The sequence below is a fragment of the Streptomyces sp. BRA346 genome, assembly GCF_052851135.1.
Window position 1 is genome coordinate 39823 of record NZ_JAIWIH010000033.1, and the last position, 25635, is coordinate 65457.

A 25635-nucleotide genomic window follows, 5' to 3' on the forward strand; every position below is an offset into this window, starting at 1 on the left:
AATGTATGAGCCTCTCACATCGCTCTCCGAGTAGCGACATCAGCTTGCGGATCAATGGGACGACCCACGCCTTGACCATCGACAACCGGACGACGCTGCTCGATGTGCTGCGCGAGCGGGTCGGTCTCACGGGCACCAAGAAGGGCTGTGACCACGGGCAATGCGGCGCGTGCACGGTGCTGATGGACGGCGAGCGGGTGAACAGCTGCCTGATGTTCGCGGTGGCCGCCGAGGGACGCGAGATCGTCTCGATCGAGGGGGTCGCGGATCTGGCGGACGGTCAGGGGCTGCACCCGGTGCAGCAGGCGTTCCTCGACCATGACGGCCTCCAGTGCGGCTACTGCACCCCGGGCCAGATCTGCTCGGCGATCGGGGCGCTGGGCGAGGCGCGGCGCGGCTGGCCCAGCCATGTCACCGAGGACACCGCCGCCGGTGTGCCGGACGTGGCGGGGCTGGACGAGGCGGAGGTGCGCGAGCGCATGAGCGGCAACCTGTGCCGCTGCGGCGCGTACGGGGGCATCGTGGACGCCGTCATGGAGGCGGCCGGTGCCGAGGGCGTCGAGGGCGCCCGGTCCGCGAGCGCTGCCGGAGGCGTGCGGTGAGGGAGTTCGCCTACGCCCGTGCGGGCGATGCCGCCGAGGCGGCCGCGCTGATGGCCGAGCGCCCCGACGCCACGTATCTGGGCGGCGGGACCAACCTCGTGGACCTGATGAAGCTCGGAGTGGCGGGCCCGGGGCTGCTCGTCGACGTGTCCCGGCTGCCGTACGACCGGATCGAGCACCGCGACGACGGTTCGGTGCTGATCGGCGCCACCGTGCGCAACGGCGATCTGGCGGGCGACCCCGGCGTACGGGAGCGCTTCCCGCTGCTGGCCCAGGCGCTGCTGGCGGGCGCGTCCGGTCAGCTGCGCACGGTGGCCACGGTGGGGGGCAACCTGCTCCAGCGCACCCGCTGCGTGTACTTCCAGGACGTGTCCAAACCGTGCAACAAGCGCGAGCCGGGGTCGGGGTGTCCGGCCATCGGCGGTGCGCACCGCGACCTGGCCGTGCTGGGCACCTCCGACCACTGTGTGGCGTCCCATCCGTCCGACATGGCGGTGGCGCTCGTCGCGCTGGACGCGGTGGCGCATCTGCGGTCGGTGGACGGCGCGATGCGCACGGTGCCGGTGGCGGAGCTGTACCGGCTGCCCGGCGACACTCCGCACCGGGAGACCGTGCTGGGCCACGGCGACCTCGTCACCGCCGTCGAGCTGCCCCCGCCGCCGGGCGGCGCGGCCATGCGGTACCGCAAGGTGCGCGACCGTTGGTCGTATGCGTTCGCGCTGGTGAGCGTGGCGGCGTCGGTGTCGGTGGCGGACGACGGCACGCTGGCGGACGTGCGGATCGCGCTCGGCGGGGTGGCGCCTCTCCCCTGGCGCGCCCGGATCGCCGAGGAGCGGCTGCGCGGCGGGATGCCGGACGAGAAGACGCTGCGCGAGGCGGCCCGGGCCGAACTGGCGCAGGCGCGCCCGCTGCCGGACAACGCATTCAAGGTCGACCTGGCCACCGATCTCATCGTCGCGGTCATCCGCGATCTCGTCGCGAGGAAGGACCGCGCATGACCACCGCGACCACCACCCGGCAGACCGTCGGCGCGCCGATGACCCGGGTCGACGGACTCGACAAGGTCACCGGCGCGGCGCGCTACGCCTATGAGTTCCCGACGCCGGACGTCGGCTATGTGTGGCCGGTGCAGGCCACCATCGCCCGCGGCCGGGTGACGGAGGTCGACGGCGCCCCGGCGCTGGCGCGGCCCGGTGTGCTGGCGGTGCTGGACTCCGGCAACGCCCCGCGGCTGAACACGAAGGCCCCGGCGAGCCCCGATCTGTTCGTGCTCCAGTCCCCCGAGGTGGCGTACCACGGGCAGATCGTGGCCGCGGTGGTGGCCACGTCGCTGGAGGCGGCGCGCGAGGGCGCGGCGGCGGTGCGGGTGAGCTACGAGCAGGGGCCGCACGATGTGGTGCTGCGCTTCGACGACGAACGGGCTCAGGTCGCCGACCAGGTGACCGACGGCAGCCCCGGGTTCGCCGAACGCGGCGACACCGAGGGCGCGCTGGCGGCCGCGCCCGTGCGGACCGAGGCCATGTACACCACGCCGGTCGAGCACACCAGCCCGATGGAGCCGCATGCCACCCTCGCCGCCTGGGACGAGGACCGGCTGACGCTGCACAACTCCGACCAGGGCCCGTTCATGTCGTCGCAGCTGCTGGCGGCGGTGTTCGGGCTCGAAGAGGGCGCGGTGGAGGTCATCGCGCAGTACGTCGGCGGTGGTTTCGGCTCCAAGGGCATTCCGCGCTCCCCCGCCGTGCTGGCGGCGCTCGCCGCGCAGCACCTCGGCCGTCCGGTGAAGATCGCGCTGACCCGGCAGCAGATGTTCCAGCTGATCCCCTACCGGGCGCCCACCATCCAGCGGATCCGGCTCGGTGCCGAGCGCGACGGGCGGCTGACCGCGATCGACCACGAGGTGGTGCAGCAGCGCTCCGCGATGGTGGAGTTCGCGGACCAGACGGGGGCATCGACGCGGCTGATGTACGGGGCGCCCCACGTCCGTACGACGGTGAAGACGGCGCCGCTCGACGTGCTGACCCCGGCGTGGTTCCGCGCGCCCGGCCACACGCCGGGCATGTTCGCGCTGGAGTCGGCCATGGACGAGCTGGCCACCGAGCTGGAGATCGACCCCGTCGAGCTGCGGATCCGCAATGACACCGGTGTCGACCCCGACAGCGGCAAGCCCTTCAGCAGCCGCGGTCTGGTGGAGTGTCTGCGGGAGGGCGCCGCGCGCTTCGACTGGGCGCTGCGCGATCCGAAGCCCGGCATCCGGCGTGAGGGGCGCTGGCTGGTGGGCACCGGCGTCGCGTCCGCACACCACCCGGACTATGTGTTCCCCTCGTCGGCGACGGCGCGTGCCGAGGTGGATGGGACGTTCACGGTGCGGGTCGGCGCCGTCGACATCGGGACCGGCGGGCGCACCGCGCTGACCCAGCTGGCGGCGGACGCCCTCGGCATCCCGGTCGAGCGGCTGCGGCTGGAGATCGGGCGCGCCTCGCTCGGCCCGGCGCCGTTCGCGGGCGGCTCGCTGGGCACGGCGTCCTGGGGCTGGGCGGTGGACAAGGCGTGCCGCGCGCTGCTGGCGGAGCTGGACACGTACGGCGGCGCCATCCCGGACGGGGGCCTGGAGGTCCGGGCCGACACCACCGACGACATGGAGCTGCGGGCGTCGCTCTCCCGCCACTCTTTCGGCGCCCACTTCGCGCAGGTGCGGGTGGACACCGACACCGGCGAGATCCGTGTCGACCGGATGCTGGGCGTGTTCGCCGCGGGGCGGATCGTCAACCCGAAGACGGCCCGTTCGCAGTTCCTGGGCGCCATGACGATGGGTCTGTCGATGGCACTGCTGGAGATCGGCGAGGTCGACCCGGTCTTCGGCGACTTCGCCAACCACGACTTCGCGGGCTACCACGTCGCGGCCAACGCCGATGTCCCGAAGCTGGAGGCGGTCTGGCTGGACGAGCAGGACGACACCCCCAATCCGGTGCGCGGCAAGGGCATCGGCGAGCTGGGCATCGTGGGCGCCGCGGCGGCGATCACCAACGCCTTCCACCACGCGACCGGGCAGCGGGTGCGCGATCTGCCGATCCGTGTCGAACGCTCGCGTGAGGCTCTGCGGGCGGCGCGCGCCGAGGCCCAAAAGCGCGGGCCGGGGGCGGCGGAGCAGGGAAAACCGGTCGGGTAGGGTCGCCCGGATGGCACCCAGCTGCAAGGGGCGCGCCACGTACCACCACGGCGATCTCGCCGCCGCGCTGGTGCGGGTGACGCTGGAGATCGTGGACGAGGTCGGGGTGCGTGGTTTCTCCGTCGCGGAGGCCGCGCGCCGCACCCGCGTCAGCCCCGGCGCGCCCTATCGCCACTTCGCCGACCGCGACGCGCTGTTGGCGGCCGCCGCGCTGGAGGTATCGCGGCGGCTGCGGGCCATCTATCTGGAGGCGGTGGCCACGGCCGAGTCGCCACAGGAGCGGCTGGCCACCATGGCGGGCAGCGTGGTGCGGGCGGCCGCCCGCTTCCGGGGCGGGTACGAACTCCTCTACGCACCCGGTGTGCGCACCGCCCACCCCGATGTGGTGACAGCCAAGCGGGAGTTCGTGGACCTGCTGCTGCCGAGCGCCTTCGAGGTGGTATCGGAGGAACACGGGGCGGCGGTGGCGCTGCTGGAGGCGTTGCAGGCGCTGGCCCGTGGGTACGCCACCCTGCTGCTCGACGGCGTGTTCGGCGATCCGGACGAGGTGGTGGAGGATGTCGCCGCCCGGGCGACGCGCTCGGCGCGGGCCCTGGTGGCGGGGTATTCCGCCACGTCGGTGGACGACTGATTTTCTCCGAAATTCCCTGCCCGGGACGGAAATTCAAGGTATCCCGCTTTATGGTCGACCATATCGTCTGCGGTGACGGCGGCAACCGCAGCGTGGACCCATGGAATTTCCAAAATCTCTTCCATATGTTTCATCTACGCGCGTACCTTCGGTGCGGACTGCTCTCCCCACGGAGCACCAATTCCGGAGGAACAGATGTCCTTAAAGGCCGGAAAGGGGCGGCACCGGGCCCCCTCGCGCTGGCGTTCGCCGTATGCCATCGGCGGTTTGGGGGCCGCGGTCGGCGCAGCCGCCCTCACCACTCTCGTGCCCGCGGTGGCGTCGACGACCGAACCTGACACCGACTCCGCCCCGAACCGCACCCTGTCCGCGTCCGTCCCGCACCCCGAGCGGGACTGGATGGGCTCGACCCTCTCCGCACACGAGAAGGCCGCCCCGAAGGCGGCCCCGGCGGCCACTCCCGACGCCGCGACGGTGGAGGGCGTCGACGTCAGCAACCATCAGGGCTCGGTCAACTGGACATCCCTTTGGAACAAGAACGTCCGGTTCGCCTACGTCAAGGCCACCGAGAGCACGACGTACAAGAACCCCGCGTTCTCCTCGCAATACAACGGCGCCTTCAAGAAAGGCATGATCCGCGGCGCCTACCACTTCGCCCTGCCGAACAAGTCGAGCGGCAGCAGGCAGGCGGACTTCTTCGTGCGCAACGGCGGCGACTGGTCCAACGACGGCAAGACGCTGCCGCCCGTACTGGACATGGAGTACAACCCGTACGGCGGGACCTGCTACGGCAAGACGAAGGCTCAGATGGTGGGCTGGATCGAGGACTTCAGCAGCCGGGTGAAATCCCTCACCGGCCGCGATCCGGTGATCTACACGACCACCAGCTGGTGGAAGTCCTGCACCGGCAACAGCGGCGCCTTCGCCTCGAAGAACCCGCTCTGGGTGGCGCGCTATACCGCCTCGCCGGGGGCGCTGCCCGCAGGGTGGAAGACCCACACCTTCTGGCAGTACACCTCCACGGGCCCGGTAGTGGGTGACCACAACCGCTTCAACGGAAGCCTGACCGCGCTGAAGGCGCTGGCCAAGGGGTAACCGCCCACCCCGCCCCGCTCCAGGGCGGGCGGGGTGGCGAGCGGTCAGCCGTCGAGTGCGCCGGTCAGGCCGCCGACCACCCCGTCGACGGTGTCGCCGAGGCCGTCGACCACATCGCCGACCACACCGGTCCCCTGGCCGCCGCCGTTCCCCGGCCGCGACGTCTCGCCGGGCTGCCCGCTCGGGGTGCCGGGAGTGGACGGGGACGGGTCGCCGCCGGGTGTCCGGGAGGGCGACGACGCGTCGGTCGGGGTCCGGTCGGAACGCTGCGTCGGCGTGGTGGCCACGTCGGTGTGCGCGGGCGTGGAGGGGGCCGCACTCGGCGTGTGCGACGGGGTGGGCTCCGTAGCGCCGCCACCCGAACCGCCGCTGCCGGTGCCGTCCGTGCGGTCCGTCCCGTCCGGGATGGGCCGGGGCTTCGCGGACTCGGAGGGCGAAATATGGCTGCCCGAGGGCTTGTCATCGACCGTGGGATCGATGTCCGGTTTCTGCTCCTGGGACGCGTGGACATCGGAGCGTGCCTGGGTGGACTTGTCGCCCCCGACCGAGGAGTGAAGGCCGAAGGCTATGGTCCCGGCCACCCCGAGGGCGGCGGCTGCCTTGAGGGATGTGGCCCGGGCCTGCTGGGCAGGAGTGGCGCGGCTGTGTCGGCCCATATCGCTGATGTCTCCCCGTTATCACGTCAAGAACAAGCCAGATCATAGTCACGTGTCCCCGGTGTGCGAAGAGCCGCACACCGGGGACAATCCATGACACACCAGCACTTACCGTGGCACGCTGCTAGCGCGCCACTTCCGGATAGAAGTCCCGCGACTGCCCCTTGGCGTCCTTCAGCCGACCGAGCAGGCTCGCCGGGTACTCGATGACCCAGTAGCTCACCAACGCCGCGGCCACCGCCACCACCAGCACGATCAGCACGGCGAGCGGGAAGCCCTCCTGGCCCGCGGGCGGCAGCAGTCCGGCCTTGTAGAGGCCGAGCATGATGGGCTCGTGCCAGACGAAGAGGCTGTAGCTGGCCAGTCCGACCGCGGTGAGCCACCGGGCCGACAGCCACGCTTCCCACCGCCCCGATTTCCGCACATGGAGGGTGGCGAACAGCAGCACGGTCCACAGCACGGCGGAGAGCGGATGGTAGAAGGTGGTGGCGAAGTCCTCGGGGTCCGCACTGAGCAGCGACAGCACGTACAGGGCCACGAGCGGCGCCACGCGCAGCGGGATCGTCGCCTTCGGGCCCAGCCGTCCGCGGTCGCCGAGGGCGACGGTCAGCACCGCGAGACCCATGCCCGCCGCGAACCCGCCGAAGCGGGCCTGCGGCCCGAAGTACACCGGCCATTCGGTGTACGGCACCTCGAACCCGTAGCGCGCGACGGCGATCCAGACCATCGGCCCCACGTACAGCAGCGCGCATCCGGCGGCGCACACCGCCACCCGCGCGGCCCTGCTCCGCAGCCGCCGGCAGGCGCGGGCGGCCAGCGGGCCGAGCGCGACGAGCGCCAGATAGAACATGATCTCCAGCGACAACGACCAGGTGGGGCCGATGGTGTAGAAGATCTGCTCCTTGTCGAACACCTGGGTGAAGGTGAGATGCCGGAGCAGGTCCGCCCAGTCCCCGGGGAGGGACGGATTGCGGGTGGCCCAGATGAACAGGATCGCGAGGAAGTACAGCGGCACGATGCGGATGGCGCGCCGGAAGAGGAACACCCGGGCGGGTTTGGTCGAGCCCCCGTCGATCGCGGCGCGCGCGTACGACAGGGTCAGCAGATACGCGGACAGGACGAAGAAGAAGTCGATGACCTCGAGCGAGACGAGCGCGTTCGCGTAGGGGTTGGCCACCGGGGCGTGGGAGCCGTCCTGGTCGTACGTGAAGTACTGCTGCCACACGTGGAAGACGACCGTGGCCATCGCGGCCAGTCCGCGGTAGCCCTGGATCTCGCCGTTGCGGCGGCGGGCGGTCGCGGACCGCGCCGGTTTCGCGACGGTGGCCGCGGCGGGGTGGTGGGTGTTGTTGTTGACCGTGGACAGGGTGCTCATGCGCGGGGCACCGCCTTGCCGCCGCCGGCCCGCGGGGTGACCCGCCACTGCTGGTCCCGCAGCACCTCCTTGAGGAGCGCCTGGCGGGCCACGATGTTCTTGAAGTGGCTGTAGAAGAAGGTCGCCACGAAGAGATACCGCCAGAACCACGCCCTGCGGCGGCGCAGTTCGGGTATGGCCAGCCGCCACGCGAACAGCGCCTGCACCACTCCGGCGGAGAGCGTGAACAGTGTGGCCAGCAGGCCGATCGGCACCGCCCAGTCGAGTTCGCCGGGGCCGCCCGCGCGCCAGGCCGCGTACAGCAGGACGGGCAGGATCTGGAGGGTCAGCCACGGCTGCACCTCACGCCAGCCGAGGAGGACGAACAGCCCCGCCTTCTGACGGAAGGTGAAGGCCGGGGAACGCATCGCGCGCCACAGGTACTTGAGCGACACCTGGAGCCAGCCCTGGGCCCAGCGCGACCGCTGGTTCCACAGCGCCTTGACGGTGGTGGGCGCCAGCTCGCGGGAGACGAGGGTGCGGTCGGTGGCGATTTTGGCGCCCTCGTGGAGGGCGCGCATGGTGGCGTCGATGTCCTCGGTGAGCATCGAACCGTGCATCCGGGTGCGGGCGAGCAGATCGGTGCGCCAGAAGCCGTTGGAGCCGCCGAAGACGCCGAACGTGTAGAGCCGGGTGCGGCCCGGGTGGCTGACGGCGTAGATGGCCTCGAACTCCACGCCCACCAGCTTGGCGACCCAGGAGCTGTCGCCGTTGCGGATCACGCAGTGGCCCTGGACCACGTCGTACCCGTGGGACAGCCAGTGCCAGGCGTTCTTGAAGGCGTCGGGGGCCGGGTGGTGGTCGGCGTCGAAGATGCCGACCATGTCGCCGCGCACCCGGGTGACGGCGGCGTTGATGTTCTGCGCCTTGGAGGTGGATCCCGCCACCGGCAGCAGCACCAGGCGCGGATCGCGGCGGGCCATCTCCCGGAGGGTGTCCTCGACGGGCATCGGGTGCGGGGTGTTGTAGGCGAGCACGATTTCGAGCTCGTTGGGGTAATCCAGCCGCAGGAACGATTCGACAGTGTCGACGATGGTCGCGGCCTCATTGGGGAGATACGCGGCGATGACGGCGCTGGCCGGTGGATACGGCTGCGCGGGCCGCTCGGGGCGGGACGCGGCGTCGAGCGAGAAGAGGCACTCCAGCACGATGAGCACCGCGGAGACGATGAGACCGCCGACCACCACCCAGTAGGCCGCCGATCCGATGTCCCAGCCCAGTTCGTACGTCTGCTGGTAGAACACGAAGGGAATGGCCACGCCGAGCACGAGCACGAATAAGGGCGAGAGGGCCGAGAGCAGGGCCTGCACCGCCACGGTGACACGGCGTCGTCCGCGGGGCGCGCCCCGCATCCAGGCCGCGTACTTGACCGGGCGCAGGTCCCGGTGGCGGATGGACTCGGCCACCGCGTCCCGGGCCTGGTCCACGGCCTGGTGGCGGTCGGGGCAGTCGGTGAGCGGGGTCCAGCCGATGGCCGGGGTGAGCCGCACGTTCTCGTCGGCGACGACGAAGCGGGTGCCGGCCACGGTGTTGGCGAACTTCTGGAGGGCGTCGCGCGCGGTGTCCTCGTCGACGCCGGGCATCAGCATCAGCAGCCGCCCGTCGTCGTCCCAGCCGAGCCGGTCGCACACCCCGCCCAGCTTCTCCGCCACCCCGGCCAGCCGCTCGGCGACCTCGCGGCGCACCCGCGGCCCCAGCCGGGCCTCCAGCGCGGCCATCTCGGCGACGCCGACCATGGCCACGACACCGCCGCTGCGGCTGTCGTCGGCGCGCTTGAGTTCCCGGTCGAGTTCGCCCAGGAAGTGCGGCTGGGAGTACAGGCCGGTACGCGGGTCCAGCAGCAGGTTCTCGACCGGCACCGGGACCCGGCGCAACTTGGCCTCGATGCGGGCGGCCAGTTCGACGGGGTCGGAGGTGTCCGGTACGCAGTCGTCGGCGCCGCCGCGCAGCATGTCGGCGACGCCGGTGGGGCCGGGGGCCGTGGTGACCATGAGCAGGGGCAGGGCCCGGCCCGCGGGGGCGGCACGGACCTCGCGGATCACCTCCAGTCCGTCGTCGCTGCCGTCGAGGGCGACGATGGCGTCGGGCGGGGTCTGCCGGAGCTGCCGGTCCACGTCGCCGGGCCGGGCGTGGCTCACCTCGTGGCCCGCGGACACCAGGGTCCGGGTCAGCCGGTCGATGGCCAGGCCGGGCGCACCGACCGCCAGCACATGTCCGCTCGGGCCGTCGGCGATGGCCTGGGGCGTCCCGGACGCGCCGGGTTCGGCCGATTCTCCGGACGGGGTTCCTTCGGACGGTGTTTCCGATGATTCGAGTGACCGTGCATGGTGCGAAATCAGCACCTGAGGAGTTCCTTCCTTGCCAGGTCGTGCGTCACCGAACGGGATATGCCGGGGCGCTATGCCGGGGCATGCAAAATGCCGTCCGCGCGGGGGCATATGCCGAGCGTGGCCGTATAGCTGCCCGAGGGCTTATGGGGTGGCGAATCGCCGTTGGTGAGGCTTCGCGTGAGGGTTTTTCGGCGTTGCTACGCGGAGGCCGTGGCCGGTCCGCTGCCACGAAGGCAGGGTCTCCGGCGCTGCCCGGGACAGGCGCGTACCGCTCTTGCCGGGCCGCGGGACACGCGCGCGTGTTCCAGCGAAGTGTGCATGGGTCCCATCCTTGTTCGGATCGTGGGGGGAGGACCGAACGTCACCAGTGCGACCAACCGGCTTTTTGTACGGGCCAGTCGGAAGCCCCAGTCTCTTCGATGACAACAGAACGGCACAACACCATCAGGTAACACTCTCATTAATCGATCACTGCGCGCCGGTGACTCCCGCGGTGTTCGGCCTTGTCGGCGCCCCGTCGGCGGCGCGTCGGTGTCCTGTCGGTGCCGCATAGGCGGTGCGTCGGTGTGGTGTCGGTGGCATCGCTCACTCTTGCGAGCAGAAGGGATTCGGGGGACGGAAAAGGAGTGCACGATGCGGAATATGCGAGTCCTGATTTCCGGCGCCAGTGTCGCCGGGCCGGCTCTGGCGTATTGGCTGGACCGCTACGGATACGAGGTCACCGTGGTGGAGCGGTACGCCCGGCTGCGGCCCGGCGGGCAGGCCATCGATGTCCGGGGCACGGCGCTGGAGGTGTGTGAGCGCATGGGGGTCCTGGAGGAGATCCGCGCTCACAGCACCGGTCTGCGCGGCATGTCGACGGTCGACGACGACGGAAAGGAACTGTCCAGCACCACCGAATGGACCGCGAGCGGCGGTCGGCTCGACACCCCCGACGTCGAGATTCTCCGCGACGATCTGGCGACGATTCTCGTGGGCGCGGGAGGAAAGGGCATCGAATATCTCTTCGACGACTCGATCGCCGCACTCGCCCAGGGCCCCGACGAAGTGGCCGTCACCTTCCGCAGCGGGTTGTCGCGCACCTTCGATCTCGTGGTGGCCGCCGACGGAGTGCACTCCAGCACCCGTCGGCTCGTCTTCGGACCCGAGGAGAACTTCATCCGCCCCCTGGGCAGTTATCTGGCGGTGTGGACCGTACCGAACTACCTCGGCCTCGACCGCTGGCAGGTGGCCTACCTGATGAACGACGCCGACGCGTGGGGCGCAATGGTGATGAGCGTCCGCGACAACACCGAGGCCCGGGTCTACGTAGGCTTCGGCTCGGACGAGCCGCCCGCGCGGGTGCTCGGCGACCGGACCCCCTCGGAGCACAAGCAGCTGGTGGCCGAGCGGTACGCGAACGCACGCTGGGAGACGCCACGGCTGCTGGAGTACATGTGGGGCGCCCCCGATTTCCACTTCGACGCGGTCGCCCAGATCCACATGGACTCCTGGTCCCGTGGCCGGGTGGCGCTGCTCGGCGACGCGGGCTACTGCGGCTCGCCCGCCTCCGGCCAGGGCACCTCCATGGCCCTGGTCGGGGCGTACGTCCTGGCGGGCGAGCTGAAGGCCGCGGGCGGTGACCACACCACGGCCTTCGCCGCCTATGAGCGCGAACTGCGCGACTTCGTGACCGCCAACCAAGGGCTGGCCCTGCTCAACAAGGAGCGGATGGACGCCGAGCTCAACGGGGACGCCCAGGACGCGTACACCGACGACTTCTACCAGGTGGTCAACTCGCTGACCCTCAAGAACTACTGAGGGGGCCTGCTCTAGGACACCACGTCCTTCCGGCCGAAGCCGCGGAAGGCGAGGGCGAAGAGCACCAGCGCGTACGCCACCGACACCGCCGTGCCCTTCAGCATTCCGCCCCACTCCATGTGGGGCTGGAGTGCGTCGGCCCAGGCGAACTGCCAGTGCGCGGGCAGGAACTCGCGCCAGGAGCCCAGCGCCGTGACGGCGTCCAGCACATTGCCCACGATGGTCAGCCCGACCGCGCCGCCCACCGCACCCAGCGGTGCGTCGGTGACGGTCGACAGCCAGAACGCGAGGGCCGCGGTGATGAGTTGGGACAGGAAGATGTACGTGACCACCAGGGCGAGCCGGACGAGGGCGTCGCCCGTGCCCAGCTCGCCGCCGGTGGGCAGGCGCAGCGGCCCCCAGCCGTACGCAACCGTCCCCACCAGCAGCGCGACGAGCGGCAGCAGCACCATCGCGGCCGCGCTGAACGCCAGCGCCACGGCCAGCTTTCCGGCCAGCAGCCGCGCCCGGGGCACGGGCGCGGCCAGCAGATAGCGCAGCGAGGACCAGTTGGCCTCCGAGGCGACCGTGTCACCGCAGAACAGCGCGACGGGCACGACCAGCAGGAAGGCCGCCGAGACGAAGAGCGCGGTGGCCGCGAGGTTGGCGCCCGAGGAGGTGGCGGTCTCCATCAGGGTGACCCGGTCGTCCCGCCCGTCGGGCGTGCCGCCGATCGCGAACGCGGCGACGAGGACGAACGGCAGCGCGGCCAGCACCACGCCCATCACCAGGGTGCGGCGCCGGCGAAGCTGCCGTACCGCCTCGACCCGCAGGGGCAGGGTGTGGCGCGCCCGGTAGCCGGGTGCCGCCTCCGTAGCGGAGCTCACGGAGCTCACGGGGCTGCTCATGCGGATCCTCCTTCGATCAGCGTCAGGAACGCGTCCTCCAGGCGCCGGTTGGGCCCGAAGCTGGTCACCGGGACTTCCAGCCGCACCAGCTCGGCGAGCAGCCGCGCCGGGGCGGCGCCGTCGACCAGGACGAGCAGCCCGGCGTCGGTGCGCACCGCGGAGGTGATGCCGGGCAGCGCGCTCACCTTGTCGACCAGGGCGTCGCTCAGCTCGCCCTCGTGGCCGACCAGCAGGCTCTCCCCGGTGCCGGTGATCTCCCCGACCGGGCCTGCCTGCACCAGCCGCCCGCGGTCCATGACGACCAGATGGGTGCAGGACTGTTCGACCTCGGCCAGGAGATGGCTGGAGACGATCACCGTGCGTCCGGCGGCCGCATACCGGATCATCACCTCGCGCATCTCGCGGATCTGGGGCGGGTCGAGGCCGTTGGTCGGCTCGTCCAGGATGAGCAGATCGGGCAGGCCCAGCATGGCCTGGGCGATGGCGAGCCGCTGCCGCATGCCCTGGGAGTACGTGCGCACCGCGCGCTCCAGTGCGTCGCCGAGACCGGCGATCTCCAGCGCCTCGTCGAGGTGCGAGTCCTCGGCGGGCCGTCCGGTGGCTCGCCAGTACAGCTCCAGGTTGGCGCGTCCGGTCAGATGCGGAAGGAAGCCCGCTCCCTCGACGAAGGCACCCACCCGGGACAGGACGGGCGCGCCGGGCCTGATGGCCTGACCGAAGACGCGGATCTCCCCGCCGTCCGGGCTGATGAGACCCATCAGCATGCGCAGCGTGGTGGTCTTTCCGGCGCCGTTCGGCCCGAGGAGTCCGAGCACCTGCCCCTTCTCGACGCGGAAGGAGAGGTCGCGCACGGCGTACCGGTCGGCGGACTTGGCGTAGCGCTTGCTGAGGTCGGTGATCTGGAGCGGTACGTCGGTCAGCGCGGGGTCCGGCGGCGGCGCGGACGTCGGCCGCCTGCCGGTCAGCAGCAGGGCGAGCGCCACCACGGCGCCGCCCAGCGGCAGCCCCCACACCCACCACGGCAGCGAGGCGGGCTCGGTGTGCACCCCGGGGGCGGTCGGCACGCTCAGGCCGTCGCCCGCGAGCGCGACGCGGTACGTGGCGGGCTGGGCCGGGGAGGCGTAGCCGAGGTCGGTGGAGGCGAGCACGAGCCGCAGCGAGTGGCCCGCGATGATCTCGTGGTCGACGGCGGGCAACCGGAGCGTGACGGTCTTCCCCTGCTTCGCGCCGGTGACGCGAACGGGGGTGACGAGCTGGGAGGGCAGGGTCTGCTGTCCGTCCGGCCCGACGTCGTACACCTTGGCGAACAGCACGGCGTCGTCGGTGTCCGCCCGCACGCGGACCTTCACCTCGGGCGTCCCGGTGATCCGCATCGACTCCTTCAGCGGCGCGGAGTCGAATCGGGCGAACTGGCCGGGGACGTCGAGGGAGACGCCGATCCCGAACGAGGACGCCTGGGACAGCGCGGCGATGCCCGGCACCGTGGAGACCGACGGCGGCCCGCCGCCGGGCGGGTTCGCGAACGACTGCTCGCGGCCGCGCAGCACCACGTTCCGGCGGCCGTCCTCCAGGCCCGGGTAGCGTTCGCCGGTGGCGCCGCGCAGCTGGACGGCGCCGTTGGTGGAGTCGACGCCGCCGGAGCGGGTGACCCGGAAGGCGGGCCCGGTGTCGGTGCCCCGGTCGCCCTTGAGATAGCGGTCGAACCAGTCCTGGGTGCGGGCTTGGACGCGCCCGGTCTCACGGTCGCCGCCGTCGTGTCCCCCGTCGGTCCAGTCGACGTCGACCGGCGCTCCGTTGGCCTTGATCGCCTTCGCCATGGCATCGGCCTGGCCGAGCGGGAAGAGGGAGTCGGACTGGCCCTGGAAGATCAGCGTCGGGACCTTGATCCGGTCGGACACGGCGGACGGGCTGCGGGCCTCCAGCATGCGCCGGGCGGCGTCGTCCGGCTTCCCGGCGACCGCGACGCGTTCGTACATCGCGCACAGCTGCTTCTCGAACCGTCCGCAGCCCTGGTTCCGGCCGTCCGCGGCGGGCGGGGCGCTCGGGGCGGCCTGGCCGCCCTGGCCTTCCTGACCACCGCCCTGAGCACCGCCCTGGGCGCCTCCTCCGCCGCCCTGCGGACCGGACTCGTCCCGGGAGCCCTGGGAGTCCTGGCCCTGTTGACCTCCGGAGAGATCGGCCGAGCCGGTGGTGAAGAAGAGCCCGGCCCACAGCTTCTTGAAGACGCCGTTCGGGAACAGCGCGTCGGCCAGGTTCCAGTAGGTGATCTCGGGCGCGATGGCGTCGACCCGCCGGTCGTACCCCGCGGCGAGCAGCGACACGGCCCCGCCGTACGAGGCACCGGCGACGCCGACGCGCGGATCGCCCTGGGCGTCGAGCCGCACCTCGGGCCGATTCGCCAGCCAGTCGATCAGCCGCCGGGCGTCGGCCACCTCATGGTCCGGGTCGTTGAGCCCGATCTTGCCGGTCGATCTGCCGAAGCCACGCGCCGACCAGGTCAGCACGGCGTAGCCGTCCCGGGCCAGCTCCTCGGCCTGCTCCCGGACGTCCTCCTTGCTGCCCCCGAAACCGTGGGCGAGCAGCACCGCGGGGCGGCGGCCCTGGCCCGCGGTGAAGTAGGAGGTGTCCAGACGCGTCCCGGGCATGTCCAGCACCCGGTCCTCACGGTGCACGGCCGGCCGGTCGTCGGCGGCTACGACGGTGGCCCAGGTGCCCGTGCCCGCGAGGACGGCGACGGCGGCCACCGTCGCGAGCAGCCGCCGACCGCGCAGGGTCTTTCGGAGATCCATGACAGAACCCTAGGCATGGGATGCCGACGTCGGCGCTGACATCAGACGGATTCCGTCCTGCTTCTCAAGGAGTATCCGGCAACGCGCCGTACACCGGATGCGGTACGCCGCGGATCACTCCGTTCCGCCCTCGCGGAGGTGCGGCACGCGTCACAATGTCACTCATGGGGGACTATCTGGACGAAAATCTGCGCCGCTCGATCCGCGAGGCGATGGCCGACCCCGACCGCTACCGCCCGTTCTCGGGCGACAGCCGGGAGTCGGTGCTGTCCCCGGCGACGCTGCACAACATGGCCGGGATCGTCGACCGCGCCCGGGGCCGTCTGACGCCCGCGCAGGTCAGCCCGGCCGAGGTGGACATCGAGGCGGTCTATCTGGCGGCCTGCTTCCATCTGGCGCGAGGCCCCCATGCCCCCGAGGACGAGGCCGCGGAGGACCGCCTCGCCGCGGGCTTCCTCTTCTCGGTCGTGCACGCGCTGCGGCCCGCCGCCCTCCCCCGGTCGCTCAGGGAGGTACTGGCCGGCACGACCGCGCAGGTGGCACCGGCGTGGAAGATCCTGCACGCGGTCTCCGTCGTGCTGTTCTCCGCCAGCGCGTCCGCCCGGGACAAGGCCGGGCTGTGGCGGGCCGCCGAGATGTTCCGTCACACCCGGGAGATGGCGCCCGAGGAGGACATTCCCCGGATTTTCTTCAACGAGGGCTCCGCGCTGGCCACGCTCTTCGATCTCACCGGGGATCAGAGGCTGATCACCCTGGCGGTCGCGCTGATGCGGCAGGCCGTGGCGGCGTTCCCCGACGACGAGGAGCCGCCCGCCGCGATGCTGGCCGCGCTGGCCCGGGCGCAAGCCAACGTGGCTGCGCCCGGCCCCGAGGCTCACGACGCCACGCCGGGCGGGCATATGGTCCGGTACAGCCGGGCGGGAGCGCCGGGCGATCTGGACACCTCCATCGCCGGGGTACGCCGCGCTCTGGACGACACGGCCGCCGACGATCAGGCCCGCGAAGGCCACCTGTTCAACTTGGGCAATCTGTTGCGCATGCGCTTCGAGGCCACCGGCCACCTCGGCGACCTCACCGAGGCGATCGGCCATCTGCGCGCCGTCGTTCAGAAGGTGACCAACGCCGCGTTGCGGTGCCTGGCGTACTCCTTTCTCGGCCTCGCTCTCCTCGACCGCTTCGTCATCACCGGCAAACCGGCCGACCTCGACGCCGCGACCGCGGCCGTCCGGAACTCGATGGCGGGCAACATCCCCCTGTCGCCCTATTACGGCCAGGTGCTCACCAACCTGGCCGCCGTACTGCACGCACGCTTCCAGACACACGGCGACATGGCGGAACTTGCCGAGTCCATCCGCCACCTGGAGTATGCGGTCGCCGCCACCCCGCCCCGTCAGCATGACCACCCCGTGATGCGGCTCAAACTGGCAGTGGCCCTCGGAAAGCGCGGAACGCACACCGGTCGGATCACCGAGGTCGACCGTGGCGTCGAGATGCTGCGCGGGGTGCTCGACACGACGTTGGCCACCAGCCCGCACTGGCAAGCGGCGAGCATGGAGCTGGGGCAGCTCCTGACGGCACGTTCGGAAATGACAAACGCCCCGAGCGATCTCCTCGCCGCCATGTTGCAGTTCCGCGCCACCGCGCTCGCACCGGGCGAGGACATGCGGATCCGGCTGTCGGCGGCCTACCTGTGGGGGCTGAACAGCGCGTACTTCGGCGACCTGCCCGAGGCCACGAAGGCGTTCGGGGTCGCGCTGGACGATCTGCTCCCCAAGCTCACCGGCCGGGCGCTGGACCGGCGGTCGAGGGAGGTGCGGCTGCGCGCGTTACCATCGCTGGCCTGTAGCGCCGCCGCCGTCGAGATCAGCGCGGGCCGCCCCGAAGAGGCGCTGGTACGGCTCGAACAAGGCCGTGGCGTGCTATTGGCCCAGGCGCTGCGGCTGCGCGGCCGCCACCCCGAACTGGACACGACGGCGCCCGAGCTGGCCGGGCGGTTCGGGCGGGTGTGCGCCGCGCTGATCGAGGAGCGTGGCACCGCTGAGCAACGCGCCGCCCTGACCGCGGAGTTCGACTCCCTCCTGACCGAGATCCGGGGGCTCGGGGGCTTCGAGCGGTTCCACCGGCCGCTCGACTGGGAACGGCTGCGTACGGTGGCCGCGCGGGGGCCGGTCGTGGTGCTCAACATCGCGGAGCTGCGCTGTGACGCCCTGCTGCTGCGCACCGGCGCCGACGGCGGGACCGGCGTCGAGGTGCTTCCGCTCGCCGGGATCACCCGGGCCGAGGTCAGCCGCCGCTCCGAGGGTTTCCACGCCGCGGTCACGGCGCTGTCCTCCGCCGCGGGCCTGGCCGACGCGGACACCCACCAGCGGAGCATGGACGACACGCTCGAGTGGCTGTGGGAGCACATCGCGGGCCCCGTGCTCACCCGGCTCGGGCTGGACCGGCCGGTGGGGCCCGGGGTCGAGGGCGGGGAGTGGCCACGGCTGTGGTGGTGTCCCACCGGACCCCTCGCACTGCTGCCGCTGCACGCGGCGCGGTGCCCCGTGGACGGCAGCCATGTGCAGGACCGGGTGGTGTCGTCGTACACCCCGACGCTGGGCGCCCTGCTGCACGCCCGGGACGGGGCGGTGCCGTCCGGAAAGCCGCCCACGCTGGCCGCCGTGGGTGTGCCCGCGCCGCCGCCCGGTGCGGACGGCGCGGCGCTTCCGCCGCTGCCCGCGGTCGACGACGAGCTGGCGGCGGTGGCCGAGCTGCCGGTCGGACAGTCCCGGCTGCTGGGCGCGGACGCCACCCCCGAGGCCGTACTCGCCGCGCTGCGCAACGCTCCGTACGCGCATCTGGCGTGCCACGGCTCGTACGACCCCGAGGATCCGTCGGCGGGCGGGCTGCTGCTGCACGGCGGTGAGCTGACCGTGCACGATCTGACCACCCAGCGGCTGGACGAGGCGGAGTTCGCGTATCTCTCCGCCTGCCACACCGCCGCGCCCGGCACCGCCCTGGTCGACGAGGTGATCACGCTCGCCTCGGCGTTCCAGCTGTGCGGCTACCGCCATGTGATCGGCAGCCTGTGGACGCTGAAGGACGCGATCACACCCGCTCTCGCCCGGGACACGTACGGGGCGCTGGGCACGGCGCGGTCGATGGCAGGTTCGGCGCACGCGCTGCACCGCGCGGTCCAGCGGCTGCGTGCTGAACGGCGCTACGCGCGACCGCTGTTCTGGGCGTCAATGATTCACATCGGCCCGTAGCGGGGTGTGCCCGACGACAGAGAAAACGCACAAATGCGGTCAGGAATAATCCTTGCCCATCACATCCGTAAACGCTTCCGGGTCGACGTCGAATCCGCGGATGACGCTGTGGATTCCCCACTCCCCCGCTTCATTCCGGGTGAACTCCGCAACCGTGGCTGCTGTGGCTCCGGAGACGCCGGTGAAATCGCCTTCCATCAGCTCGGTATATCCCTCGGCAATCCGGACGCTGGTGTTCCGGACATCGCCGAAGGTCTTCCGCCCGGCGTTCTGCTGGATGGCGACACCCACGACGACCCGGGAGTACTCCTCCGACAGCCGCTCGAACTCCAGGGTCATCGCCTCGTCGGTGCCCAGTCCCTGGCCGGTGCGGCTGTCCCGATTGAGGTAAATGGTGCCGTCGGGCGACCGGCTGTCGAAATGCACCAGATACGCGGGTTCACCGTACGGATCGGTCGCACGGTAGGTCCCGGCGACGATGTCGAGATCATTGGCCGGTTCCCCGCTGGGGCTGGGGTCCCACTTGAGCGCCACCTCGATTTTCCCGAGCCCCTTGTTCAGACCACTCATCCAGACTTCCCTTTCCCCTTACCCGTGTTGAATACGCGTCCGGTCAATCCTATCGTGCGCAAGGCCAGTTGAGGCTTTGGCCAGGGGCGGAGCACCCGGCGCTCCGGATGATCGGCGATCTTCTCGGCCCGCCCGGCTTTCCCCCCGGTGTCCACACCGCGACGAGGGCTCTCTACTATGGGCCTCCGTACTAACGGAGGTAAGCGTCTGACGGCGGAAGGAAGCGTCCATGCGGCGGCTGGGGGATCTCGAGGCGGAGATCATGGACCGTCTGTGGACGTGGCGGCGTCCGGCGACGGTGCGGGAGATCGTCGACGACATCAACACACAGCGGCCGGTCGCTTACACCACGGTGATGACCGTGGCCACCATCCTCTACAACAAGGGCTGGCTCCAGCGCGGCAAAGAGGGCCGGGCCTGGCTGTACTCGCCGGTGCGCAGCCGTGAGGAGTACTCCGCCGCGCTGATGGAGGACGCGCTGGGCACCAGCCAGGACCGCCCGGCGGCGCTCGCCCACTTCGTCGAGCAGATGGGCCCCGAGGAGGTCAGCGCCCTGCGCAAGGCGCTGCGGGCGGCCGGGCGGCGGAACCAGGAGTGATCCCGGCGCTCGCCCTGGCCTGCTACGCGGCTGCGGTCGGCACCCTGGCCCCGCGGGTCCTGCTGCGCAGCGCCTGGCCGCACCGCTCCCCCGCGCTCGCCGTGGCCGCCTGGCAGGGGCTGGCCGTGTCGTTCACGGTCGCGCTGGCGCTGGCCGCGTACCACCTCGCCGTCCCCACCGGACACCTCGACGCGGGCGTGTCCGGCTTAGCGCACTTCTGCGGGCTGACCTGGCACGCCCGCGTCCCGGTGCCCGGCCCCCTCGACGTCCCGGCCGCCGTGCTGCCGCTTCTCGTGGCGCTCCTCACGCTCGCCCGCTTCGGCCACGAGGTGCTGCGGGCGCGGCGGGCCCGCTCCCGCCACCTGGGTGTGCTGGCCCTGGTCGGGCGCCGCTCGGCGGGGCTGCGCGCCACCGTGCTCGACCATGAGCTGCCCGCCGTGTACTGCCTGCCGGGGCGCTGCCCGCGTGTGGTCGTCAGCACGGGCGCGCTGCGCATGCTGTCCGGCGCCCAGCTCGCCGCCGTGCTGGACCACGAGCGCGCGCACATCGCGGGCCGCCACCATCTGGCGCTGGCCGCGGCCGAGGCGTTCGCCAGGGCCTTCCGGCGGCTGCCGCTGGCCCGCGCCGCCCGCGAGCAGACGGCGATGCTGCTGGAGATGGCGGCGGACGACCGGGCGCTGCGCCGCCACCCGCGCGAGACGCTCGCCGCGGCGCTGTACGAGATGGCGGCGAGCCGTACCCCCCGCGGGGCGTTCGCGGCCGGTGGCCCCGGTGCCCTGCTCCGGCTGCGCCGCATGCTGGGCCCGCAGCACCGCCCGCATCCCGCCCTGCGGCTCGCGGTGGCCACGGGCGCCGTGGCCCTCCCGCTGCTGCCCGTGGTGGTGGGCTGCACCCCGGGGATGATGTAGCCACCCCCGGGGCACCGCGGCTCGGAGCCGTCAGAGCCGGTCGAGGATCTTCCGCAGGGTGGTCACCTCGGCCGACTGGTTCTTGATCACGTCACCGGCGAGCTTCTTGGCGGTGGCGTTGCGGCCCTTCTTCTGCTCGTCCTCGGCCATGGTGATCGCGCCCTTGTGGTGGTCGATCATCATCTGCGCGAAGGCGCGGTCGAAGGCGGCACCCTTGGCGGCCTCCAGCCGGTCCATGTCCTTCTCGGACATCATGCCGTCCATGCCACCCGACCCGTGATCCATACCGCCCGATCCGTGATCCATGCGGGGCATGCCGTCCTTCCCGCCCGAGGAGGGCGAGACCGGCTTGCCCCAGGACTTCAGCCAGGACTTCATGGTCCTGATCTCGGGGTCCTGCGCCCTCTCGATCTTCCCGGCCAGGGAGGTGATCTGCTGGTCCCCGGCCCGGCCGTCCGCGAGTTTCGCCATCTCCAGCGCCTGCTGGTGGTGCGGGATCATCATCTGTGCGAACGAGACGTCCGCGTCGTTGAAACCACCCGGCGCCGGGGAGGCAGTGGCCTTCGCGGAGGCGGAGGAGTCCTTGCTCCCGTGGTCCATGCCCTTCATGTCGTCGTTCCCGCCGCAGGCGGTGAGCAGCAGCCCACCCGTGGCGACGATGCCCACAACCGCCAGGCCGCGGTGTCGGTAGTTGGTCATGCCGATGTACCTCATGTCGTGTGTGATGTCGGTGTTCTGCGGGATGGCGCGGGTACGGCCTATATCCGCAGGACCGACAGCGTCGTGAGGTCGGGTCCCGGCGAGGGAGGGACGGGCCGCGGTACGGCGGCCACCGGTGCGGAGCGGGGCGGGGGCGGGCCACGGCGCCGTACGAGGGCGGCCCGCTGCACGGTCGTGAGCACCCACGCGCCGAGCACCGCCACGCACAGCGAGGCCATGTCCATCCCGGCCATGGGCGCGGACGGAGTGTCGTGCGAGGTCATGGCGGGCCGGTCGGCTCGCACCTCGCCCCCCGTCGCCTGGTGCATCCCACCGGAGACGTGGGCGGAGGAGGCATGTACGGCAGTGCCCGGTCCGCCGTCGGGGTGGCCCATGGAGTGCATCATCAGCACACCGAGCGCGAGCAGGACGACGCACAGGAGGCGTCGCAGGACACCGCCCGCTCGTACGCGTCCGCTCGCGTGCATGCCGTTCCCTCCGACAGATGACGATGACGGGAGCCCGTCGCCATCACCTTACTACTAAGGCAATTAGTACACGACGGGGGCCCGTCAGCCGCCGGGGGCGGGGGCCGGGCGGGTCAGCCCTCCCGCCAGTCCAGCTTGATCAGCATGTTCTTCGCCTCTTCGGCCACCTCGGTGTCGGCGACCACGTCATAGCGCGCGGCCACGATCTGGCTCCGGGAGGAGAAATCGTGGCGCCCACCGGTCAGGGCGTGGCCGACGAAGCCCGCGATGGCGCCGAAGGCCGCACCGTAGAGGATGCCGCTCAGGATCAGCACCAGCACGCTGTGGGGCCCCTGGGCGAACACCGACAGCAGCAGCCCGATCAGCAGACCGAACCAGGCGCCGGTGCCCAGTCCGGCGAGCGCGGCGCGGCCGCGGGTGAGGCGCCCGAGCACCGTCTCGACCATGCGCAGGTCGGAGCCGATGATCGCGGTGTGCTCGACGGGGAACTTGTTGTCGGACAGGAAGTCGACCGCGCGCTGGGCAGCGGCGTAGTTCGCGTACGAGCCGACGACCGGACGGTCGACCACCGCCGACGGCAGTTGCTGGGCCATCGCAGAACTCCCTCCGCGGCGCATTGACAGCGCCATCGAGGGTGAAACGCATGAAAATGCGGACATATTCGTACTAGAGGCCCTGACCCCGAGGGCCGGGCCAGTCCGGGCCTCGCAGAGCGCAGGTGATCGCGTGGGTGTAGACGATCGGCACCCGGCACAGGACCACGCCCCGACGCAGGACCATGCCCAGGCGCAGCAGCACGCCACGGCCGGGGAGGCGGAGCGGGCCCGGCTGCGTCTGCTCGAAGCCGCGAGCGGAGGTCTCGGCGACGCGGAGTTGCTGCGGCTGGCGCTCGACCATCTGGTGTCCGGGCTTCAGGGTCTGGGCGGCATGGCGCATCTGCGCAGGCCGGACGGGCTGGGGCTGCGGCTGGTGGCCACCAGCGGCATCAGCGGTCCGTTGCTCAGGTCGTGGCAGGACATCGAGTGGGGTGAGTCGGTCGCTCCGATGACCGCCTTCCACGGCGGCACCGCCCTTTGGGCCGCCGAGCCGGCCGAGCGCGGCCCCCTCGCCCGGAGCATCCCGTCCGGTGTGTGCATGGCGGCCATCCCGGTGCCGATGAACGGCAGGTCGCCGCTCGCGGTGCTGTCGGTGCTGACGTCCACACCGCGGGCGGGCAATGCGGCCCAGCGCGATCTGGCCCGTACGGTCACCGGCTGGCTGGCCCGGCGGTTGCGGCTGCTGGAGACGGCCACCGCGGACGCCGACCGCGACCGGGTCCGGCAGCCGGAGGAGCAGCCGTCCGGCCCCTGGGTGCAGCGGGCGCTGCACACGGCGCGGATCGGCGCCTGGGAGTGGGATCTCCGCGGTGCCACCCTGACCTGCGACGACCAGGCGCAGGCGCTGCTGGGGTTCGAGCCCGGCAGCTTCGACGGCCAGGTCAACACCTGGCTGGGCGCCATCCACCCCGAGGACATGCCCTGGGTGCAGGCGGTCTCCAACGCGGAGTCGCTGCGCGGCCGCAGCGAGTACAGCGTCGAGTACCGGGTGCGGCAGCCCGACGGGACGTACCGCTGGGTGCAGGCGCGCGGGACCGTGGCCGCCCGGACGGACGGTGTGCCGGACCGGGTGGTAGGCACGCTGTGGGACATCACCGAGACCCGCCGCTCCCGGGACGCCTTCAGCCGCGCCCTGCGGTACATGGGCGACGGGTTCCTGGTGGTGGACGAGGACGGGCGGATCACGTTCGGCAACATCGAGGCCGAGCGTTTCCTCGGGGCCTCCGGGGAGCTGCGGGGCCAGGTGCTGTGGGAGCTTCCGCGGGCGCGGGCGATCGGGGTGGAGCCGCGGTTCCGGCGGGCGGCGGCGGCGCGGGCGCCCATCGACTTCCATGCCCGCTGGCCGCGCAGCAACCGCTGGTACCACGTCCGGCTGGTCCCGGTGCCCGACGGGATGACGGTGCACATCACGGATGTCACCGACCGCCGGGCGCTGGACGCCGAGCGTTCGGCCGCCGCACACGCCGCCACCGAGCGCGCCACCCGGATCGCCGAGCTGACCAGTGCCTTCGCCGAGGCGCTGACCACGCAGGACGTGGTTAAGGCGGTCGCGGACCGGGTGCTGCCGCCGTTCGGGGCGACCGGGATGATCTGCCAGCTCATCGAGGACAAGCGGCTGCGGGTGGTGGGTGCCACCGGCTACTCGGACGCGTTTGTCAGCTTCCTCGACAACATCCCCGTGCCGCCGGAAGCCCCGCTCCACACGCCCGTCGTCCAGATCCTCGGCTCCCGCACCCCGCTGTTCATCTCCTCGCCCGAGGACTACGCCAAGCGCTTCCCGGAGGTGGTCGGCTATCTGCCGCTGAGCGGGAAGAAGGCGTGGGCGTTCCTCCCGCTGGTGGCCTCGGACCACCGGGCCGGCTACTGCGTCGTCTCGTTCGACCGGCCGCGTCACTTCAGCGACGAGGAGCGCACGCTGCTCACCGCGATCAGCGGGCTGGTCGCCCAGGCGCTGGAGCGGGCCCGGCTGTACGACGCCGAGCACACCCGCGCCCAGGAGCTCCAGCGCGGGCTGCTTCCCCGTACCCTGCCCGCGCTGCCCGCCGTCACGGCCGCCGCGCGCTATCTGCCGGCCGGGGAGGGCATGGAGGTGGGCGGCGACTGGTACGACCTGATCCCGCTGTCCGGGGAGCGGGTGGCGCTGGTCATCGGCGATGTGATGGGCCACGGGCTGTCCGAGGCGGCCACCATGGGGCGACTGCGCACCGCCGTGCACACGCTGGCCGATCTGGAGCTGCCGCCGGACGAGCTGCTGACCCACCTCAACGATCTGGTGGGGGCGCTCGGCGACGACTTCTACGCCACGTGTCTGTACGCCATCTACGATCCGACCACCAGCGTGTGCGCCTTCGGGTGCGCGGGGCATCCGCCGCCCGCCATCATCCACCCCGATGGCACGGTGCACTCCCCCGGCTTCTCCCCGGACCCGCCGCTCGGCGCCGCGACCCCGCCGTTCGAGACCATCGAGATGCAGCTGCCGGAGGACAGCATCCTGGTGCTGTGCACGGACGGGCTGATCGAGTCCGCGACGCGTGACATCGACCACGGCATGGCGTACCTCTCGCGCATCCTGGCCGACGCGCTGGCCAGGACGCCGGACCTGCTTCCGCGTCCGAGCGCCATCGGTGACGGCGGTTCGGCGGTGGACGAGGACGGACGTGTTCTCGGCCAGCTCGACCGGCTGTGCGACACCCTCGTCGCCACCCTGCTGCCCGAGCAGTCGCGCACCCAGGACGACGCGGCGCTGCTGGTGGCCCGAACGCATTCGATGACCGCGGACAACATCGCGACCTGGCGGCTGCCCGATGCGCCGATCGCCGCCGGGGAGGCCCGCCACCACGTCCGGGACCAACTCGGCGCCTGGCAGCTGGACGAGCTGGCCATGACCACCGAACTGCTGGTCAGCGAGCTGGTCGGCAATGTGGTCCGGCATGCCAAGGGCCCCATCAGGCTGCGCCTGCTGCGCAGCCGCAGCCTGATCTGCGAGGTGTCGGACGGCAGCCCCACCACGCCGCGGATCCGCCGGGCCTCGGACACCGACGAGGGCGGGCGGGGCCTCCAGCTGGTGTCCGCGCTCTCCCACCGCTGGGGCACGCGCTTCACCCCGACGGGCAAGTGCATCTGGGCGGAGCAGCCGCTGCCCGTGGGCTGATCGC

The 25635-nt window shown here is 71.7% G+C and carries 19 protein-coding genes; 10 read left to right on the forward strand and 9 right to left on the reverse strand.

Annotated features, from left to right (window positions below; all coding sequences use genetic code 11):
* Positions 1–5 precede the first annotated feature (5 nt).
* From LCH29_RS31875 to LCH29_RS31895, 5 genes are all read left to right on the forward strand, one after another.
* Entirely contained in the window at positions 6–602 is a 597-nt protein-coding gene (locus tag LCH29_RS31875) for a (2Fe-2S)-binding protein (protein WP_123099522.1), read from the forward strand.
* Entirely contained in the window at positions 599–1600 is a 1002-nt protein-coding gene (locus tag LCH29_RS31880; RefSeq protein ID WP_446465161.1) for an FAD binding domain-containing protein, read from the forward strand. The genes LCH29_RS31875 and LCH29_RS31880 overlap by 4 nt, the downstream gene beginning before the upstream one ends.
* On the forward strand, positions 1597–3771 hold the full coding sequence (locus tag LCH29_RS31885; protein WP_446465162.1) for a xanthine dehydrogenase family protein molybdopterin-binding subunit: 2175 nt from the start codon (positions 1597–1599) through the stop codon (positions 3769–3771). Before LCH29_RS31880 ends, LCH29_RS31885 begins: the two co-directional genes overlap by 4 nt.
* A gap of 10 nt (positions 3772–3781) precedes the next feature.
* Positions 3782–4402 (forward strand): TetR/AcrR family transcriptional regulator, encoded by a 621-nt coding sequence (locus LCH29_RS31890; RefSeq protein WP_446465163.1) that lies wholly within the window; start codon positions 3782–3784, stop codon positions 4400–4402.
* 195 nt (positions 4403–4597) lie between these two features.
* Positions 4598–5497 (forward strand): lysozyme, encoded by a 900-nt coding sequence (locus tag LCH29_RS31895; protein ID WP_446465164.1) that lies wholly within the window; start codon positions 4598–4600, stop codon positions 5495–5497.
* A gap of 44 nt (positions 5498–5541) precedes the next feature.
* Here the strand turns inward: LCH29_RS31895 and LCH29_RS31900 are convergent, their stop codons facing one another.
* From LCH29_RS31900 to LCH29_RS31910, 3 genes are all read right to left on the reverse strand, one after another.
* Positions 5542–6153 carry an extensin gene (locus LCH29_RS31900; RefSeq protein ID WP_446465165.1) on the reverse strand — a complete coding sequence of 204 codons (612 nt, stop codon included), beginning with the start codon at positions 6151–6153 and terminating at the stop codon, positions 5542–5544.
* 124 nt (positions 6154–6277) lie between these two features.
* Entirely contained in the window at positions 6278–7528 is a 1251-nt protein-coding gene (locus LCH29_RS31905) for an acyltransferase family protein (protein ID WP_446465166.1), read from the reverse strand.
* Positions 7525–9519, reverse strand: a complete 1995-nt coding sequence (locus LCH29_RS31910) for a glycosyltransferase (protein WP_446465188.1) — start codon at positions 9517–9519, stop codon at positions 7525–7527. Before LCH29_RS31910 ends, LCH29_RS31905 begins: the two co-directional genes overlap by 4 nt.
* Before the next feature lie 1011 nt (positions 9520–10530).
* On the opposite strand from LCH29_RS31910, the gene LCH29_RS31915 reads away from it, so the two are divergent.
* Positions 10531–11697, forward strand: coding sequence for an FAD-dependent monooxygenase (locus tag LCH29_RS31915; RefSeq protein ID WP_446465167.1), 1167 nt, complete (start codon positions 10531–10533; stop codon positions 11695–11697).
* An 11-nt stretch (positions 11698–11708) separates the two neighbouring features.
* Here LCH29_RS31915 and LCH29_RS31920 read toward each other — a convergent pair whose 3' ends face one another.
* Together LCH29_RS31920 and LCH29_RS31925 are read right to left on the reverse strand one after the other, a co-directional pair.
* Positions 11709–12584 (reverse strand): ABC transporter permease, encoded by an 876-nt coding sequence (locus LCH29_RS31920; protein ID WP_446465168.1) that lies wholly within the window; start codon positions 12582–12584, stop codon positions 11709–11711.
* The gene (locus LCH29_RS31925) at positions 12581–15373 is read right to left on the reverse strand and encodes an alpha/beta fold hydrolase (RefSeq protein ID WP_446465169.1); all 2793 of its coding nucleotides are present in this window, start codon (positions 15371–15373) and stop codon (positions 12581–12583) included. Before LCH29_RS31925 ends, LCH29_RS31920 begins: the two co-directional genes overlap by 4 nt.
* A 164-nt stretch (positions 15374–15537) precedes the next feature.
* Here LCH29_RS31925 and LCH29_RS31930 point away from each other — a divergent pair, with 164 nt between their 5' ends.
* Entirely contained in the window at positions 15538–18621 is a 3084-nt protein-coding gene (locus LCH29_RS31930; protein WP_446465170.1) for a CHAT domain-containing protein, read from the forward strand.
* A gap of 39 nt (positions 18622–18660) precedes the next feature.
* Here the strand turns inward: LCH29_RS31930 and LCH29_RS31935 are convergent, their stop codons facing one another.
* Positions 18661–19191, reverse strand: a complete 531-nt coding sequence (locus tag LCH29_RS31935) for a TerD family protein (protein WP_446465171.1) — start codon at positions 19189–19191, stop codon at positions 18661–18663.
* 229 nt (positions 19192–19420) lie between these two features.
* Between LCH29_RS31935 and LCH29_RS31940 the strand changes: the two genes are divergently transcribed.
* Entirely contained in the window at positions 19421–19789 is a 369-nt protein-coding gene (locus LCH29_RS31940) for a BlaI/MecI/CopY family transcriptional regulator (RefSeq protein ID WP_009720553.1), read from the forward strand.
* Complete coding sequence (locus LCH29_RS31945) at positions 19786–20697, forward strand: M56 family metallopeptidase (RefSeq protein WP_446465172.1); 912 nt, start codon at positions 19786–19788, stop codon at positions 20695–20697. The genes LCH29_RS31940 and LCH29_RS31945 overlap by 4 nt, the downstream gene beginning before the upstream one ends.
* A 30-nt stretch (positions 20698–20727) precedes the next feature.
* Here the strand turns inward: LCH29_RS31945 and LCH29_RS31950 are convergent, their stop codons facing one another.
* The 3 genes from LCH29_RS31950 to LCH29_RS31960 form a co-directional block, all read right to left on the reverse strand.
* Positions 20728–21396 carry a DUF305 domain-containing protein gene (locus tag LCH29_RS31950; protein ID WP_446465173.1) on the reverse strand — a complete coding sequence of 223 codons (669 nt, stop codon included), beginning with the start codon at positions 21394–21396 and terminating at the stop codon, positions 20728–20730.
* A 59-nt stretch (positions 21397–21455) separates the two neighbouring features.
* Positions 21456–21884, reverse strand: a complete 429-nt coding sequence (locus tag LCH29_RS31955; protein ID WP_446465174.1) for a DUF6153 family protein — start codon at positions 21882–21884, stop codon at positions 21456–21458.
* Between the two features lie 113 nt (positions 21885–21997).
* The gene (locus LCH29_RS31960) at positions 21998–22477 is read right to left on the reverse strand and encodes a general stress protein (RefSeq protein ID WP_446465175.1); all 480 of its coding nucleotides are present in this window, start codon (positions 22475–22477) and stop codon (positions 21998–22000) included.
* A 133-nt stretch (positions 22478–22610) separates the two neighbouring features.
* On the opposite strand from LCH29_RS31960, the gene LCH29_RS31965 reads away from it, so the two are divergent.
* Positions 22611–25631, forward strand: coding sequence for a SpoIIE family protein phosphatase (locus tag LCH29_RS31965; RefSeq protein WP_446465176.1), 3021 nt, complete (start codon positions 22611–22613; stop codon positions 25629–25631).
* The last annotated feature ends 4 nt before the right edge of the window (positions 25632–25635 follow it).